Source organism: Nonomuraea sp. KM88 (assembly GCF_052245635.1).
Taxonomy (GTDB): domain Bacteria; phylum Actinomycetota; class Actinomycetes; order Streptosporangiales; family Streptosporangiaceae; genus Nonomuraea.
In genome coordinates this window covers 60,127-76,636 of the sequence record NZ_JBQQCC010000010.1, presented here as the reverse complement: position 1 = coordinate 76,636, position 16,510 = coordinate 60,127, and the positions used below count along the sequence as shown (strand labels likewise).

The 16,510-nt window shown below is 72.6% G+C and carries 10 protein-coding genes; 4 read left to right on the top strand and 6 right to left on the bottom strand.

Annotated features, from left to right (window positions below):
* Positions 1-59 precede the first annotated feature (59 nt).
* The gene (locus ACTWPV_RS27560; protein ID WP_443154011.1) at positions 60-515 is read left to right on the top strand and encodes a hypothetical protein; all 456 of its coding nucleotides are present in this window, start codon (positions 60-62) and stop codon (positions 513-515) included.
* Positions 516-517: 2 nt separating this feature from the next.
* On the opposite strand, the gene ACTWPV_RS27555 is transcribed toward ACTWPV_RS27560, so the two are convergent.
* On the bottom strand, positions 518-6,826 hold the full coding sequence (locus tag ACTWPV_RS27555) for a CHAT domain-containing protein (protein WP_443154010.1): 6,309 nt from the start codon (positions 6,824-6,826) through the stop codon (positions 518-520).
* A gap of 194 nt (positions 6,827-7,020) precedes the next feature.
* Here ACTWPV_RS27555 and ACTWPV_RS27550 point away from each other — a divergent pair, with 194 nt between their 5' ends.
* Positions 7,021-7,425, top strand: a complete 405-nt coding sequence (locus tag ACTWPV_RS27550) for a nitroreductase family deazaflavin-dependent oxidoreductase (protein WP_347643950.1) — start codon at positions 7,021-7,023, stop codon at positions 7,423-7,425.
* 13 nt (positions 7,426-7,438) lie between these two features.
* Here the strand turns inward: ACTWPV_RS27550 and ACTWPV_RS27545 are convergent, their stop codons facing one another.
* Positions 7,439-7,627 (bottom strand): hypothetical protein, encoded by a 189-nt coding sequence (locus ACTWPV_RS27545; RefSeq protein WP_443154009.1) that lies wholly within the window; start codon positions 7,625-7,627, stop codon positions 7,439-7,441.
* Positions 7,624-8,796 (bottom strand): glycogen synthase, encoded by a 1,173-nt coding sequence (gene glgA / locus ACTWPV_RS27540; protein WP_443154008.1) that lies wholly within the window; start codon positions 8,794-8,796, stop codon positions 7,624-7,626. The genes ACTWPV_RS27545 and glgA overlap by 4 nt, the downstream gene beginning before the upstream one ends.
* A gap of 208 nt (positions 8,797-9,004) precedes the next feature.
* Between glgA and glgC the strand changes: the two genes are divergently transcribed.
* Entirely contained in the window at positions 9,005-10,240 is a 1,236-nt protein-coding gene (gene glgC / locus ACTWPV_RS27535) for a glucose-1-phosphate adenylyltransferase (RefSeq protein ID WP_347621076.1), read from the top strand.
* A 271-nt stretch (positions 10,241-10,511) separates the two neighbouring features.
* On the opposite strand, the gene ACTWPV_RS27530 is transcribed toward glgC, so the two are convergent.
* On the bottom strand, positions 10,512-11,342 hold the full coding sequence (locus tag ACTWPV_RS27530; protein ID WP_443154007.1) for a hypothetical protein: 831 nt from the start codon (positions 11,340-11,342) through the stop codon (positions 10,512-10,514).
* A 353-nt stretch (positions 11,343-11,695) separates the two neighbouring features.
* Here ACTWPV_RS27530 and ACTWPV_RS27525 point away from each other — a divergent pair, with 353 nt between their 5' ends.
* The gene (locus tag ACTWPV_RS27525) at positions 11,696-13,174 is read left to right on the top strand and encodes an Nramp family divalent metal transporter (protein ID WP_443154006.1); all 1,479 of its coding nucleotides are present in this window, start codon (positions 11,696-11,698) and stop codon (positions 13,172-13,174) included.
* 340 nt (positions 13,175-13,514) lie between these two features.
* On the opposite strand, the gene ACTWPV_RS27520 is transcribed toward ACTWPV_RS27525, so the two are convergent.
* Together ACTWPV_RS27520 and ACTWPV_RS27515 are read right to left on the bottom strand one after the other, a co-directional pair.
* The gene (locus ACTWPV_RS27520; RefSeq protein WP_443154005.1) at positions 13,515-14,543 is read right to left on the bottom strand and encodes an ArsR/SmtB family transcription factor; all 1,029 of its coding nucleotides are present in this window, start codon (positions 14,541-14,543) and stop codon (positions 13,515-13,517) included.
* A 97-nt stretch (positions 14,544-14,640) separates the two neighbouring features.
* Positions 14,641-16,194, bottom strand: a complete 1,554-nt coding sequence (locus ACTWPV_RS27515) for an MFS transporter (protein WP_443154004.1) — start codon at positions 16,192-16,194, stop codon at positions 14,641-14,643.
* Between the last annotated feature and the right edge of the window lie 316 nt (positions 16,195-16,510).

Below are 16,510 nucleotides of genomic sequence, written 5' to 3'. Positions count from 1 at the left end.
CGATCCGCGATTGTCGGTGGGGCGTCCTACGATGAGCCTCCTCACGGAGGGAAACTGCCATGCTAGACGCGCTGATCGTGCCCCTGTTCGTCACCACGGACCTGCCGCCGGGGGCGGAGCTGGCCGAGTTCGGGGAGCTGCTCGCCGAGACGGCGCGCGTGCTCGGCCACGACGGCGCGGGCTACGCCGCGTTCCTGGCGGGGAAGGTGTTCTGGCTCGACCGGCCCGTGCTGCCGGGGCAGCGTCCCGCGGCCGAGACGGAGCTGCGCTTCGCCGGGATGCTGGGCCGTCTCGCCGCCTCGGGCACCGGCCACACCGCGCGCAGCGTGGTCCGCGACCTGCGACAAGCGATCGGCGAGGCCGTGACCGGGCGCTACGGCGACGTGGGCGTCGCCCCCGCCGTGTTCGCGATCCGCGACCAGGACGTCCGGGAGCGCACGCCCGGCACCGCCCTCTCCATCGACACCCGCGACGCCGCGGCCGAGCTGGTTAGCGCGGCCCGCCCCTACCTCTAGGCTCAGCCGGGCAGGCCGACCAGCACGTACGGCGCCCAGAGGTCGGGCTCGGCGGAGCCGTAGAGCTCGCGCAACCCCAGCACGGCCGAGCGCAGAGCCCGCACCTCGCCCTCGCCGTCGCGCCGCCTGGCGTAGAAGTCGCGCAGGAGAGCCAGGGTGATCTCGGGCGCCACCGGCCAGAGCGCCAGCAGCGCCGACCTGGCCCCCGCGTTCAGGAACGCGTGCCCCAGCGCGGCCACGTCCTCCGCACCGGGAACGGCCACCCGGGCACCCCCGCGGACCTGCGCACGGGCTTCCTCCCCGGTCTGCTCGTGGGTGGTGAGGACCACGAGGCCGGCGTCGACGTTCATGCCCATCAGCCGCCTGGCCGTGAGCAGGCCGTCGGCGAGCCGGACGCCGGAGCCGAAGGGGTCGCCGCCCTGACCGAACGCGCCGTGGCACGCCAGGTGCAGCACGTCCCACGTGCCGGGCAGAAGTGCCGAGGTGGCGGACGGGCCGGTGCGGGGCCGGGTGCCGAGCAGGGCGGCCACCTCCTCCGCCTCGGCCTCCACGGGAGCCTTCGCGCCGTCCCCCCGCGGGAAGCCCAGCACCAGCGAACTCCCGCCACCCGCCCGGGGTCGCCGCGCCAGGCGGGCCAGGACGGCGGCGGACGGGGCGTAGGCGACGGGAAACCGTTCGATCAGCGTGCGGCCGTCCGGGGCGAGCGCGTGGAGCGGGATGCCGTGCAGTTCGGCGTGCGGAAGGAGGTGCACGAGGTCGAGGTCGTCGCCGAAGGCTTGGAGCGCCTCCCGCAGCAGCAGATCGGCCAGCCGCTTCCAGAGGTCCGCGCGCCGCCGCCGGGCCTCGACGTCCAGCAGCCCCGGCCGCTCACGCGCGGCGGCGAGGAAGTCGCTGAGGACATCCCGGCCCGCGGCGGTGGGAAACACCCGCGGCTCGGCCCAGCCCGTGCGATGGGCGAACACGGTGACGGCGCCTTCCCCCACGGAGAACCCGAGCAGTCCGACGGCCCCCCGGGAGGCGGCGCCGGTGCCGGCCGGAGAGCGCACGGCAGGCCCGGGCGCGACGAGGGCGTCCAGCTGGGCCCGGCCGGGCGGGGCGCCCAGCCGTAGCGCCACGTGGATCGGGGCCGGAGGTTCCGTGCGCCGCCACGACGACTCCACGTCGGCCCTGGCCTCGCGGGCGCGCCGGATCAGCTCCGCCGCCTGCTCCGGGTCCCGGGTGTTGCGGGCGGCCGTCATGAGCGTGCGCACCGCGTCGAGCCCTCGCCGCCCGGCCTCCAGCATCTCGCCCGGCCCCTCCGCGGCCGCCGGGCCGGGCTCGCCTCGCACGGGAACGGGACGCGACGCGCCGCCCGGCCGAACGGAGGCCGGGCCGGGCTGTTCCGGGGTGTCGCCGCTGCCTTCGGGCGGGCGCGGCGGGGGATCGAGGTGGGCGGCCAGCGTCTCGAGCTTGGCGCGTTCGAGGATGGTCCAGGCGGTCAGGCCGCGGCCAAGACGTACGGCGAGGTCGAAGGCCCGGTCACGGGCGGGCAGGTGGCCGAGCTCGAAGGCGCGTTCCGCGTCGGCCAGAGCGGCGGGCAGGTCGCCGAGCGCCTCCGCGGCCAGGGAACGATGGTGGCAGGCGACGCCCAGCTCCAGGTCGTGCCCGAGTTCGGCCAGCAGGTCGATGGCCGTGGACAGCCGCAGGCGGGCGCGGGCGTACGAGGAGCTCGTGACGTCGCGCGCGCCCAGGCGGCTCAGCGCGAGGGCCCTACCGGGGCGGTAGCCGAGCTCCTCGGCCAGGGCCAGCGCCTCCTCCAGGAGCCTTGGCGCCCGGGCCGGGCTCAGACGGGCGAGGGCGATCAGGGCCAGCACCACGCCGTGACCCCTGCCATGAGCACGTTCCAGGGTCAGGCACCGTTCGGCGAGCGGCTTGGCCTCGTCCGGTTCCCCGCGCAGCGTGCGGACCAGGGCCAGGTCAGCGTAGGCGTCCGCGAGCCCGGTCCGGACGCCCAGTTCCTCGCTGATGGACAGGGCCTGCTGGTAGCGGGACGCCGCCTCGTCCAGTTCGTCCAGCCTGAGGTGGAGGGCGGCCCGTCCGGCGAGGAGCGGGGCTTTCAGGGCGCGCCAGACCGGGGCGGCGGCCAGGGCGAGTCCCTCGTCGAAGGCGTTCGCGGCGTCCTGCCACCGGGCCTGCGCGGTGAGCGTACGGCCGAGCAGGTCAAGGGCCTGGACCAGCTGGGCCGGGAGGGCCGACCGGGTTGCCCTGGCCAGGCTGACGGCTTCGGCGAGGTGCCGGACCGCCTCGTCCGTCCGTCCGAGGTCACTGACCGCCGCCCCCAAGTTCCGCAGGTGCTCGATCCGGTGGCCGTCGCGTAGCCGGTGGCCGCGCGCCGCATGGTCGCGTGCGGCGATCGGGTCTCCCAGGGCGCGGCAGAGGGTGGAGAGCTTGGCCAGAAGGTACGAGCGTTCCTCCGTGCTCTCGACGGGCTCCGCCGGAGCGGAACCCGGACCCGTCCCGGCGACATCCGGCTGGACCGGGGCCGGGTCGGCGAGGGCGCGCTCCGCGGCGGTGAGCGCCTCCTCGGCGAGGGTGCGGGCCGCCGGCAGGTCGCCTGCGGCCTCCGCCTCCTCGATCCGCAGCCAGAGCTCCAGCCGCTCCGCCCTGGCGTCCCGGCCGCCGCCCGCCCGCGAAGTGGTGAGCGCCTGGTCGAGGGTGGCACGGCCGCGGGTCACGTCGCCGAGGGCCAGCTGGATGGCGGCCAGCCGGGACAGGACTTCGACGTCCAGTTCCCCCGCCACGGGCACGATCACCTCGAACGGCACCCCCACCACGTCCCCGGCCGTCTCCAGCCCGGCCAGGCCGGTCTCCAGCGCGGCCCTGGCGCGGCGGAACTCGCCTTGCCGCTCCAGCGCGAAACCGAGCCGGGTGGAGGCGAGGGCCGCCAGCCGGTCCTGGCCGCCTTCGCGGTAGCCCGCCATGGCCTGCTCCAGCGCGGTCACCTGCGCGGGCACATCGCCGGTGAGCGCGGCCAGCGCCGCCAGCCGATCGCGTACGACGGCCTCTTTGACCGGGTCGCCCGCGGCCGGCCCGAGCGCGGAGCGCAGGCGTTCCGCCGCCTCCCGCAGGTCCCCGAGCCGCACGTCCAGAGCGGCCCTACCCAGGGCGGCGGTCAGGAGCGCCTCGCGATCGCCCGCGACGGCGGCCAGCTCCGAGGCCCGGTCGAGGTCCGCCGAGGCGTCCTCGGCACGGTCGAGCACGGCCAGGCAGGCGGCCCGCATGGTGAGCGCCGTCGACTCCTTGGCGGGGGCGCGCAGCCGGGCCAATGCCTCCGCCGCGGCGCCGAAGTACTCCAGTGCCCGCTGCGGCTCGCCCTCCGCGTACGCGAGCGCGCCCAGATTGTACCGGACGGATCCGGCCCCGTCGTCGTGGCCGGCGGCCTCGTACTCGCGCTCGGCCAGTTCGAACGCGAACCGCGCGCCGGCCGTGTCACCGCGTTCACGGCGGCGCTGCGCGATGCGGTACCACTCGTCGGCGGGCTCGCGGCGCCGTCCCCTCCGCCGTACGATCTCCACCAGCCGGGTCTCGCAGGCGGCCGCCTGTGCCCGGTGGCCGCGCCCGGCCAGCATGACGGCGTGCGCGTCGAGCGTCCTGCAGGCTTCCTCCCACGCTCCCGCCGCCTCCAGCTCCCTGGCGCAGGCGGTGATGCGCTCGCCGGCCGCCGTGAGGTCGCCCTGGTCGACGGCCGCCCTGGCGGCGGGCACCAGGGCCATGGCCGCACGTTCGGTCTCGCCCAGCTCCGCGTACAGCTCGCGGGCCCTGGCCGTGCGGGCCACGGCTGCGGCGGGGTCGCCGGCGGCCAGGTGGGCGCCGGCCGCGCGCTCCTGGTGGGAGGCCTCCTCGGCGGCCAGCCCGGCGTCCTCGCACAGGGCGATGGCGCGCAGGTGCTCCTCGACGGCTCCGGCGGGGTCGCCGGAGCGCAGGTGAACGGCGGCCTTCCTGCCGAGCTGGAGCGCCTCGGAGCCCGGCTCGCCCAGCTCGCGGTAGAGCGCGGCCGACCGTTCGTACGCCTCCAGCGCCCGGTCGAGCCGGCCGGCGTCCTCCTCCCCTGCTCCCTGCTCGGACAGCGCGTACGCCATCCGCGAGCGCGACCCCGCCTCCTCGAACGCCGCGCAGGCCCGGGCCAGCACGTCACCGGCGAGGTGCGGACGGCCCAGCTCGGCCAGCCGCGACGCCACCTGGAGCAGGTGTTCGCCGCGCTCCCCGGGCGCTCGCGTCCGCCGTTCGGCCAGCCGCAGCAGTTTGCCCGCCGTCTCCTCGTCCGGCGAGCGCAGGGCCAGCTCGGTCGCGGCCTGCGCGAGCCGCTCGTCCACCGCCGCCGGTTCCGGCTGCTCGACCAGGCCGTCCAGCAGGTCTCCCAGCCGCGGCAGCAGGCCGGAGCCGCCGCCGGCGGCGGCCGGGGCGGGGATCGGTGTGGCCAGGATCAGGGCTTCGCTCAGGTCGTCGGCGTCGCCGCGCGCGGAGAAGCGGGCCAGCAGGGCCTCCCCCAGCGCCTGCTGGGCGGGGGCCGGGTCCCAGGCGATCTTGAGGGCGAGTTCGGCCGCCTGGCGGGCGGAGTCCACGGCGTCGTCCAGGTCCTGCGTCCGTCCCGCCCGCTCTGCGCGCCACCGCAGCACCTCGGAGATCAGCCTGTACGCCTCCGCCCGCAGCGCCGGCCGGTCGCCGGCCGCCAGGGCCTCGCGCAGCGCGGTGACGGCCTCGTCGGCACTCTCCGTGGTGAGACGCAGCCGGAGCGCCCGGCCGAGCAGCAGCAGCACCTCGGCCCTGGCCGCGTGGCGCCGGTCCTGGGCGGCGAGCGCCGCGTGGGCGGCCGCGACCGGCTCGGCCGGATCACCGCCGGTGGTGACGGCTCGGTCGAGCAGCGCGTTCGCCAGGCCGGCGAGCAGGCGGGCACGCTCGGGGTGACCGGTGGGCGCGAGCGCGGCCCCCTCACGTGCGGCGTCGACGGCGGCGTCCAGGTCGGCGAGGTCGCCGGTGACGGCGTAGCGCCTCCTGCGGCGCTCGCCCAGCAGAACGAGCCGCGCGACGGGGTCCGCGCCGAGCCCTCGGATCGTCTCGCCGGGCGTCACGCGGATCGCCTCCAGCATTTCCGTGCCGGCTTCGAGCGAGCGCTCGTCCCCCGTGACCACGTACCACTCGACCAGCCCGGTCGCGTACGGAGCCACCACCCCGGACGTGGACCACGGCTCGTGCCAGAAGTCCAGCGCGCACTGCCCCACCCTGATGAACGCCAGCAGGTCGCCGTCCGCCAGCGACCGGTCGGCCCGGTCACGGGTGAGGTCGACGAGCGCGCGCAGCGCCTGCGACCTGTCCTGGCTGCCCGGAGGGCTCTGCGCCGCCCTCAGATAGGCCCTGACCAGTTCCTCGTCGCCGGGCGCGGCGCGGCTGAGCGCGTCCGCCAGCTCACCCGTGTGGGCGACGGGGTCGGCAAGTGCCGCCCGGAACAGCAGGTGCACGGCGTCGTCGGCGGCCTCGGGCGCGCCCGTCTCCTCGTGCAGCCGCACCAGGCCGTTCCCCAGCGCGGACAGCGCGCGTGGGGCCCACGCGGGGCCGGTCGTACGCATGCGCCCGTCCGGGCCGGCGGATCCGGCGGTCCGGTCGCGCTCGGGCTCAGGCCCGACGGGCTCAGGCTCGGCGGATCCTGATGCTCCGGCCGGTTCGTCCGCTCCGCCGGTGCCGGGCGGCCGCACGGGGCCAGGCGAACCGGCGGGATCACCGGCTCGCGCCGGGCCCGGCGAAGACGCGGAGTCAGGCGGACGTGCCGGTTCGGGCGAGCGGGCCGGATCGGATGGGCGTACGGACTCCTGCAGCAGCAGCTCGCCCAGCCGCTCGGCGACCTCCTCCGCCCCCGGACGCGCCACCGCGTGCCGGACCAGGGCCTCGATCAGCAGCCCGACGTGCGGGTACCCACCCGGGTCCACCAGCCGGAAGATCTCCTCGACCAGACCGGCCCAGCCGGCGGCCGAGTCGCCGGAAGGCATGCTGGAGCCGCGCAGCCGCTCGGGCAGCCGCCCCGGGTCGAGCAGCGCCACGGCGGCGAAGAACGCGCCCGCCACCGCGGCGTCCTGCGTGACGCGCTGGTCGAGCCGGTAGCGGGCGAGGTGCAGCATGCCGATCAGGCGCCATGCGGCGGCGTCGGAGCGGTCGCCGGCGCACGCGCGCATCGCCTCCTCGGCCTCGGCCAGCGCCGCGGGATCCCAGATCAGCTCGGGATCAGCGGCCTGCTCGAAGCGTTCGATGCGGGCGGCCAGTGCCTCGGCCGGATCGGTCATGGCCAAAGGCTCTCACCAGCGTGCGCCCGCGTACAGACATGCTGATCACGGTGTCGGCTCGATCCGGGAAACGCCGGGCATCGGCAGGTCGAACGCCGGCGTGACCGGCCCGCCCGCGACGGCGACCGCCAACTTCTCGTACAGACCCGGGCACGTCACGGTGAGGTCACGCCGGTCGCGGGTAGACAGGGTCCATGCTCTACGGCAAGGAACATGTCCAGCGCTATCAGGAAACCGATGGCGCCGAAGGACACGACTGGAACAACACCACAGTGCTCCTTCTCACCACCAAGGGCCGCAAGTCGGGCCGGCCGTACACGACGCCGCTCATCTACCAGCGGCACGGCGACGACCACGTGATCGTGGCCTCCAAGGGCGGCGACCCCGACCATCCGGAGTGGTACAAGAACCTGCTCGCCAACCCGGACGTCGACGTGCAGGTGAAGGACCAGCGGTTCAAGGCCCGCGCCCGCACGGCGGCCCCTGGGGAGAAGCCGGAGCTCTGGCGGCTGATGACGGCCACCTGGCCGGACTACGACAACTACCAGCGCCAGACCGACCGCGAGATCCCGGTCGTCGTCCTCGAACGCATCCACTGACGCGCCACGAGCGCTATTCCACCGGGACGAACTCCACGTAGCCGTTGCTCCACCCCGCGTACCACTCATAAGTCTCCGGGACGGTCAGCCCTCGAGAGATCATCGTCTGCTGGAACATTCTCAGCAGTTCCTCGGAGCTGGCCGTCGCTTCACCGCCTGCGGTCAGCTCGACCGTGCCGGTTCGCGGGCAGGCAGTACTCACGCGAGCAAGGATGTGTAGAGGTCGCGCGTGCGGTGGGCGATGCGCGACCAGGAGAAGTGGCCGACCGCGCGGGCGCGGCCGGCCCGGCCCATCGCCTCGGCGCGGGACGGGTCGCCGAGCAGGGCGTTGACGCGTTCGGCCAGGTCGGCGGCGAACCGCTCGGGGTCGTGCGGCGTGCCGTCGCCGCTCTGGGAGATGGGCACCAGCAGCCCGGTCTCGCCGTCGGCCACCACCTCGGGGATGCCGCCCGTCGCGGTCGCGACCACGGCCGTCTCGCAGGCCATCGCCTCCAGGTTGACGATCCCCATCGGCTCGTAGACCGACGGGCACACGAACACCGTCGCGTGCGTCAGCAGCTGGATCACCTCCGCCTTGGGCAACATCTCCTGGATCCAGAACACCCCGTCGCGGTCGAGGCCGCGCACCAGCGCGGTCACCTCGGCGGCGATCTCCGGCGTGTCGGGCGCTCCCGCGCAGAGCACGAGCTGGGCGCCGCGGTCGAAGGAGCGCGCCGCGTGCAGGAGGTGGACCAGGCCCTTCTGGCGGGTGATGCGGCCGACGAACACGACGTAGGGCCTGCCCGGGTCGACGCCGTGCTTCTTCAGCACGTCAAGGCCGGGGTCGGGGGCGTATTCCGCGGTGTCGATGCCGTTGTGCACGACGGTGACCCTGCCGGGCGGGATCTCGGGGTAGGCGGCCAGGACGTCGCGTCGCATCCCCTCCGACACCGCGATCACCGCGTCGGCCGCGGCCAGGGCGGTGCGCTCGGCCCACGACGAGATGGTGTAGCCGCCGCCGAGCTGCTCGGCCTTCCACGGCCGCAGCGGCTCAAGGCTGTGCGTGGTGACCACATGGGGGATGCCGTGCAACATCTTGGCGACATGCCCGGCGAAGTTGGCGTACCAGGTGTGCGAGTGAACGACGTCCGCGCCCTCGCAGGCGGCGGCCATCTCCAGGTCGACGCCGAGCACCTGGAGCGCGGCGTTGGCGCTCTCGAGCCCGCCCGGCACCCGGTAGGCCGCGACCCCGGCCTCGGCGCGCGCGGCCCCGAAGCAGCGCACCCGCACGTCGGCCAGTTGTCGCAGCTCCCTGGCCAGGTATTCCATGTGCACCCCGGCTCCGCCGTAAACCTCCGGCGGGTACTCACGGCTGAGCAGATCAACGCGCATGACACGACCTTATGGCGGCCGCATCCGGCGGACCACCACAAGGGGCGGGTGTTGCGCCGTTGGCCGGTTCTGCCCGCCCGCGACACGTCGGGGAGGCCCTGCCCGGGAAACTCCGGCGGGCACATTGATCCGCAAATCCGGACACGCGCGAATGCCGCCGTGCGGGCTTTCGTCGATAGATCGGCCATTTGAGGGTAGCGTCCAGAACATGAGGTCCCGGAAGGTGCTTGCGGTCGTGCTGGCAGGTGGAGAGGGCAAGAGGCTCATGCCGCTCACGGCGGATCGGGCCAAACCGGCCGTGCCGTTCGGGGGGATGTACCGGCTCATCGACTTCGTGCTGTCCAACCTGGCCAACGGCGGCTTCCTGAAGATCGTCGTGCTCACGCAGTACAAGAACCACAGCCTCGACCGGCACGTGTCGCGCACCTGGCGGCTGACGGCGATGCTGGGCAACTACGTCACCCCGGTGCCCGCGCAGCAGCGGCTCGGCCCGCGCTGGTTCTCCGGGTCGGCGGACGCGCTCTTCCAGAACCTCAACCTGATCTACGACGAGATGCCCGAGCACGTGATCGTGTTCGGGGCCGACCACATCTACCGGATGGATCCGCAGCAGATGGTCGAGCAGCACGAGGACTCCGGCGCCGACGTCACCGTCGCGGCGATCCGGCAGCCGCTGTCGCTGGCCGACCAGTTCGGCGTGATCGAGACCGACCCCGAGGGGCGCCGGATCGTCGCCTTCAGGGAGAAGCCGAAAGACGCGGTGGGGCTGGCCGACTCGCCCGACGAGGTGTTCGCGTCGATGGGCAACTACGTGTTCAAGACGCAGTCCATGATCGACGCCTTGCGCGAGGACGCGCTCGACCCCACGAGCAAGCACGACCTGGGTGGAAACATCATCCCCATGCTGGTCAAGTCGGGCGGGGCCGACGTGTACGACTTCGCGCACAACATCGTCCCCGGCTCCAGCGAGCGCGACCGGGGCTACTGGCGTGACGTGGGGACGCTCGACGCCTACTACGACGCCCACATGGACCTCATCTCGGCCCACCCGGTGTTCAACCTCTACAACGACAAGTGGCCGATCTTCACCGGGCACGACCCGCTGCCGCCCGCCAAGTTCGTGCACAACGACGGCGACCGGGTGGGGCGGGCGATCGACTCACTGGTGTCGCCGGGCGTGATCGTCTCCGGCGGGACGGCGATCCGGTCGGTCCTGTCGCCCAAGGTGGTGCTCCACTCGCACTCACGGGTGGAGGACTCCGTCCTGATGGAGAACGTCAAGATCGGCAGGGGCGCTGTGGTGCGCAAGGCGATCATCGACAAGAACGTCGTCATTCCCGACGGCGCGCGGATCGGCTTCGACCTCGAGTACGACCGCACCCGGTTCGCGCTGACGCGGGGCGGGGTCGTGGTCATCGGCAAGAACGAGATCGTCGACCGGTAGGCGGGCGGATCCCGGCGCGGTCGCGGCGGGCGGCATTCAGGCGGCCGGGAGTCACGGTGTCCCGCGTCGCCGGCGGCGCTGCCCCGGAAGGGGGGACCGGGCCGGCGCCGGAGCGCCGGGCGGCAGTGTCACAAAGGTCGTCAACAGGCAGGGGAGCCCGGACTTCCGGGGAAGGGTCCCGGGCCACGTGGCCGTGTCCCGGGACCGCACGAATCGGCCCGAACAGGATCGGGCCAACCCTTGTCAGCGCTGGCTCAGCCAGGCCGTCCGCTTAGTGCTGGCCGTACCAGATGCCAGGCCAGGCGTACGGGTTCCCCCAGGGGCGGTAGCCATGGTGCGGCCAGCCCCAGTGGTGGTGCGGACGGTAGCCATGGTGGTGGCGGTCACCGTGGTGGCGGTCACCGTGGTGCCCGCGCTTCCAGTCCCTGGCGTACCTGTCGTCCTCCATGGCCTCCAGGTCGGTGGTGTCGTGCTCCTCAGCCCGCTGGGCATCCTCGGAGTGCCACGCCTCCTCGGACTCGGCGGCCTCCTCTGACTCCCAGCCCTCCTCGGACTCCCAGCCCTCCTCGGATTCGGCGGCCTCCTCCGCCTGCCACACCTCCTCGGACTCAGCGGCCTCCTCAGAGTGGTAGGCCTCCTCCGACTCAGCGGCCTCCTCAGAGTGCCACGCCTCCTCGGATTCAGCGGCCTCCTCCGACTCCCAGCCCTCCTCGGACTCGCCGGCCTCCTCCGACTCCCAGGCCTCCTCGGACTCAGCGGCCTCCTCAGAGGTCTCCGCCTCCTCCGACTCCCAGGTCTCCTCGGACTCAGCGGCCTCCTCAGAGGTCTCCGCCTCCTTCGACTCCCAGGTCTCCTGCGACTTCTCCGGCTCGCGTACGTCGTAGGCGGCTTCGGCCTTCTCCGCTTCCTCGACGTTCCGGGCTTCCGCGGCTTCCTGGTTCTCCGCGGTCTGAGCCGTCATGTCGCCGTAACGGAACGCCTTGCGCTTGTGACGGTCGTCGGTGCGCTCGCGGCGGTCGGAGCAGGCCTCCTGGTCGTGACGGGACGCGTGGACGCCCCACTTGTCGATGCGGAGTGTGTGGGTGGCGTCGGACACGCTCAAGGCGCAGGTGACCTCATCAGCGTGGGCAGGAGCGGCTATGGCGACTAGCGCGGCGGCGGTGGCCAGAGCGCCACCTGTGGCTATGAGCTTACTTCTCACGTTCTCCCCCTGTTATCACGAAGTGACAAGCATTAATCACTCTAAGTAGTCGCCCTCGTAACGTCGTGTAACGCCACGCGAGGAACGTCTCACCGCTTTGCCGGATGTCTCGGGACAAGATCGACGCTCATGCGGCGGCGTCCGCTCCCCGCCGGAGTGCCCCGTCCCGGCCCGCCGCGGGGGCGCTCCGTCCGCATGATTGGGCCTTGCTGCGGCCGTGGTTCGGGATCACTGTGAACGCAGGAGGCAGTGAGATGTCGCACCCACTCGGAGTCAGCCGCCCGGATCTCGAAATCACCGACCTGCCCACACCCGAGGAGGTCTTCAAGGTCTCCAGGATCGGCCCCAAGGAACTCTTCAAGTACGCCGTCGGCCCGAGCCTGATCGCTCTCGGCATCTCGATCGGCAGCGGCGAGTGGCTGCTCGGGCCCCTGAGCGTGGGCCAGTACGGCTTCATCGGCGTCGGCTGGGTGATCCTGGTCTCGGCGCTGCTGCAGACGTTCTACAACGTCGAATGCTCCCGGTACATCCTCGCGACGGGTGAGACGCCGGTCGTCGGCTGGGGGCGGGTGCCGCCGGGGTGGCCCCTCTGGGTGCCGCTCTCGGTGGTGATCGTGATCTTCGCGTTCATCGCGGGCGGCTGGGCCTCGTCGGCGGGGGACGGCGTGTACGCGCTGATCCACGGTGCGCCGCCGCCCGCCGGGGAGCTGGAGCCGCGCTGGTGGGCCGTCGCCCTGCTGGTGCTGGTGTTCGTCATCACCGCGCTGGCCCGCCGGATCAGCCGCGTGCTGGAGCTGGCGAACTGGGTGATGGTCGGCTCGATCCTGCTCGCCCTGCTGGCCGTGGACCTGCTCGTGGTGCCGTTCAGCCAGTGGTGGGAGGGCATTCTCGGTTTCATCACCCCGGCCGCGCCGCCCGCGGGGATCACCGCCACGCAGCTCGGCGGCCTGGCCGGGTTCACCGCGCTGGCCTCCGGCCTCAACTGGTACGTCATGGGCCACTACCGCGACAAGGGCTACGGCATGGGCCACCGGGTCGGCTTCATCTCCGGCCTGCGCGGCGATCGGCGCGAGATCCTGGCCAGCGGCGTCACGTTCCCCGACGACGAACGCAACCGGGGACTGTGGCGCAGGTGGTACCGGCTGCTGATGGTCGACATGTGGGGCGTGTTCTTCGTCGGCGCCATCCTCGGCATGCTGCTGCCCACGATCCTCATGTCGCACGCCGTCACGATGTCGGGCGAGAAGCCGACGCGGGAGAACGTACCGACGTTCGTGGCCTCCGTGCTGGGCGCGGAGTACGGCCAGGCGGTCTTCTTCATCGGGCTGCTGCTGGGCGTGCTGGTGCTGTTCTCGACGCAGCTCGGGATCTTCGAGGCGATGGTCCGGGTCACGACGGACGCGGCCAACGCCACGAGCCCGCGCCTGCGCGCCCTCATCCAGGGCGACCCGCGGCGCTTCTACTACCCGTTCATGATTCTGCTGCTGATCGTCATCTCGGTCATCATCTTCCAGTCGCTGCCGGTGGCCCTGGTGGAGTGGTCGGCCAACATGTCGAACCTGGGCGCGCTGCTCTATCCGTTCCTGCTGATGTACCTGAACAGCAAGCTGCCGCGCCCGGCCCGCCCGCGGCCGTGGCACTACGTGATCCTCGTGCTGAACTTCCTGTTCTTCGGGTTCTTCTTCGTCAACTTCATCGCCGACTTCATCGGGGACCCGCTGGTGACGTTCTAGCCGTCACGGAAACACTTGCACGTAAGCCGAAGTGACCTGGTTCCCTCCCGGTGCCCTGCTACTTGTCGCGGACTTGTCAGCGCATCGGAGGGAACCTTCTCATGGCCTTGTCGCTCGGCTGCCTGACCCGTCCCGCCGGCCTGGGGCTCGCGGTGGCGCTCGGTGCCACGCTGTGCGCCGGGGTCGCGGTCACGCGGACGCCGCTCTACTACATCTCTGGCGAACGAGCCGGGTTGGAAGCTCGACGGCCCGCTGCTCTACCAGTTCGGCCAGGCCGGCTGACACGCGTGGACGGAGAGCGCGCCGGGCTCCCCGGCGCGCTCTCCGTCGTTCCCGCCCCTCAGCGGCGGAAGATGTCCAGCAGCTCCTCGGCGCGCGGGGTGCGGGCGATCCACACCTCGCGTCCGCGCCGCTCCCTGCTGATGAGCTGGGCGGCGATGAGCCGGTCGCAGTGGTACGTGATGCTGCTGGGCGCCACCTGCATGTCGCCGGCCAGCATGCTCATGGTCATAGGCTGCCCGATCGCGCAGAGCAGGTCCGCGCGGACCGGCCCCATCAGCGCCGACAACTCGCCGTGCGCCGTTCCCGCGGGCCGGTGCCAGAGCTGGTCCGCTCCGGGCACCGGGTAGGCGATCCACACCGCGTCCTCGTTGTCCAGGCTGACGATGACCGCGTCCTTGCCGGCCAGCATGGGCACCAGGACGATCTTCCTGTCGCCCAGCTCGTACGTGCTGGACTCGACGTCGGCGATGAGCAGCCCGCGCTCGCCGTACGTGATGCGGTGGTTGAGCACGCCGAGCAGCAGTTCCGGGCCGCCGCGGACGGAGGCGACGCCGACCCGCCGGATCTCCCGGTCCAGCAGGGGGCGGGCGCGGCGCCACAGCGGTTCCGTGGTGTCCCAGACGTCGGCGAGGGCGCCGGCGTAGCCGTGCAGCCAGCGGTCCGGCCGCTCGGCCGCGGGACGCCAGTGGGCCGGCAGCGGCCTGTCGCCGAATGCCTGCTCCAGGTCCTTGATCAGAGCGTCGCGCGGGAGGTCGCGCAGGGTGTCGATCTGGTCCTGCACCGAGACGTCGCCGCCGGTGGGCGTACGGGGCACGAGGCTGTCGGGGACCACCGAGTAGCCGGGGGCGGCGAGCGGCCGTACGGCCTGGTGTCCCTGCGGCCGGACACGCGATCTGATCGTCTTGCGCCAGAGCTCCGGCAGGCCGCGGCGGCGTCCGGCGAGCGCGTCGGAGATCATCGCCAGGGCGGTGAGGTCCGGTGAGATCGAGATGGACAGCTGGGGCGCGGAGGTCATGCGCAGTTCGCTCCACACAGCGGTGCTGGTTACGTCGGACTCCTTGAAGTCGGGGAACTCGATCAGGTGCACATCAACCTATTCCTGCCGCTTTCTCCTGACTTACAGTCCGGTTACACCATGAAGCGGCAGGTCAGCGCACGCGCAGGAGGCGGGCCGACCAGGCCGGTCATCTGGCCGCGTGCTCGACCTCCGGCGTGGGAGGGGCGGAGCCGATCGGCGGGACGCGGCGCAGCGACGTGACCGCGAGCACCGCGGCCGCCAGCATGATCACGGCGCTCGCGGCCCCGGCGGCGGCCAGCCCGTCGGAGAACGCGCTCCTGGCCGTCGCGAGCAGTTCGGCGGCGACCCCCGCGGGCTGGTCCGCGGCGGCTCCGACAGCCCCGCCGAGGGTGTCGCGGGCGGCGTCCGCGGCCGCTTCCGGCGTCCCCTCCGGTACGGACAGGCTCGCCCGGTAGACGATCGTGGCGAGGCTGCCGAGCACGGCGAGCCCGAGCGCGGCGGAGAACTCCTGCCCGGTCTCGGAGAGCGCCGAAGCGGAGCCGGACCGTTCCGGCGGGGCGGCGCCGACCACCATGTCGATGCCGAGCACCATGAGCGGGGAGCTGCCGGCGAAGAACATCGACTGCCCGATCACGACGTACGCCAGCCCGCTGGAGCTGCCCGCCTGGGTGAACAGGAGCATGCCGAGCACGCCGACCGCCAGCCCGCCCGCGATGACGTGGGCCGGGCGGAACCGGCGGGCCAGCACCGGGGTGACGGCGAAGCCGACGATCACCGTGGCGCTCATGGGCAACATCCAGAGCCCGGCCTCGAGCGGGGACAGCTCCTCGACCAGCTGCAGGTACTGGCCGGCGAGCAGACCCAGCCCCGGGCCGATCATGGTGACCAGCATGAGCGTGCCGAGGGAGGCGCTGAACTTGCGGTCGCCGAACAGCTTCAGATCGAGGAGCGGGTCGGCGAGCAGCCGCTGGCGCCGGATGAACACGACCCCCAGGGCCAGTCCCGACACGATGCCGGCCGCCGGGCCCCAGCCGAACCCGCCGGCGGCGAGCTCCTTCACGCCGTAGATGGCGGGCAGCACCGCGGCCATCGAGAGCACCACGCTCACCAGGTCGATGCGCCCCGAGCCAGGGTTGCGGTATTCAGGCAGCAGGAGCGGCCCGGCCACCAGCAGCACCACCATGACGGGCACGTTCACCAGGAAGACCGACCCCCACCAGAAGTGTTCCAGCAGCACGCCGCCGACCAGCGGCCCGATCACCATGCCGCCGATGAACCCGGTCATCCACAGGCTGATGGCCCGGGTACGCTGCCCCGGATCCCGGAACATGTTGCTGATCAACGACAGCGTGGACGGCATCAGCGTGGCGCCGGCGACGCCGAGCAGGCCCCTGGCCACGATCAGCGCCTCCGCCGTCGGCGCGTACGCCGCGAGCGCCGAGGCACCCGCGAACGCGGCGCCGCCGATCAGCAGGATCTTCCTGCGCCCGACGCGGTCGCCGAGCGTGCCCATCGTGATGAGGAAACCAGCGATGAGGAACCCGTAGATATCGGAGATCCACAACAGCTCCGAGCCGGTCGGCCGCAGATCCTCGGTCAGCGCCGGCACGGCCAGGTGCAGGACGGATATGTCGATCGACAGCAGCAGGGTGGGGAGGATGAGCACGGTCAGGCCGGTCCATTCCCGCCAGCCCGCCTGTGCGGGGGCAATCTCCTTCATGTCGGCCACGGTAGGACCTCAAGTCGAGTTGAGGTCAATTCTGCTCACCATTATAACCTGTGACGCTTTCTCTCCCTCTATAACCACACATGTCATGCCCAAGGGTGATGAAGTGGCCTTGTACCAGAGGGCGAGGTGCGCACAGAGGTTATAACCTGCCCATGGACCCAGGCCCGACGGCGATGCGCGAACCGGCGGCCGAGTACGGCCCGCTCGGCACCGGCCATCTGGGCTGCGTCATCGCGCAGCAGGCGCTGGTGGCCAACACCACCGGGCGCGGCGGCCACGGCGCCGCGTTCGTAGCGCGTAGCGGTGC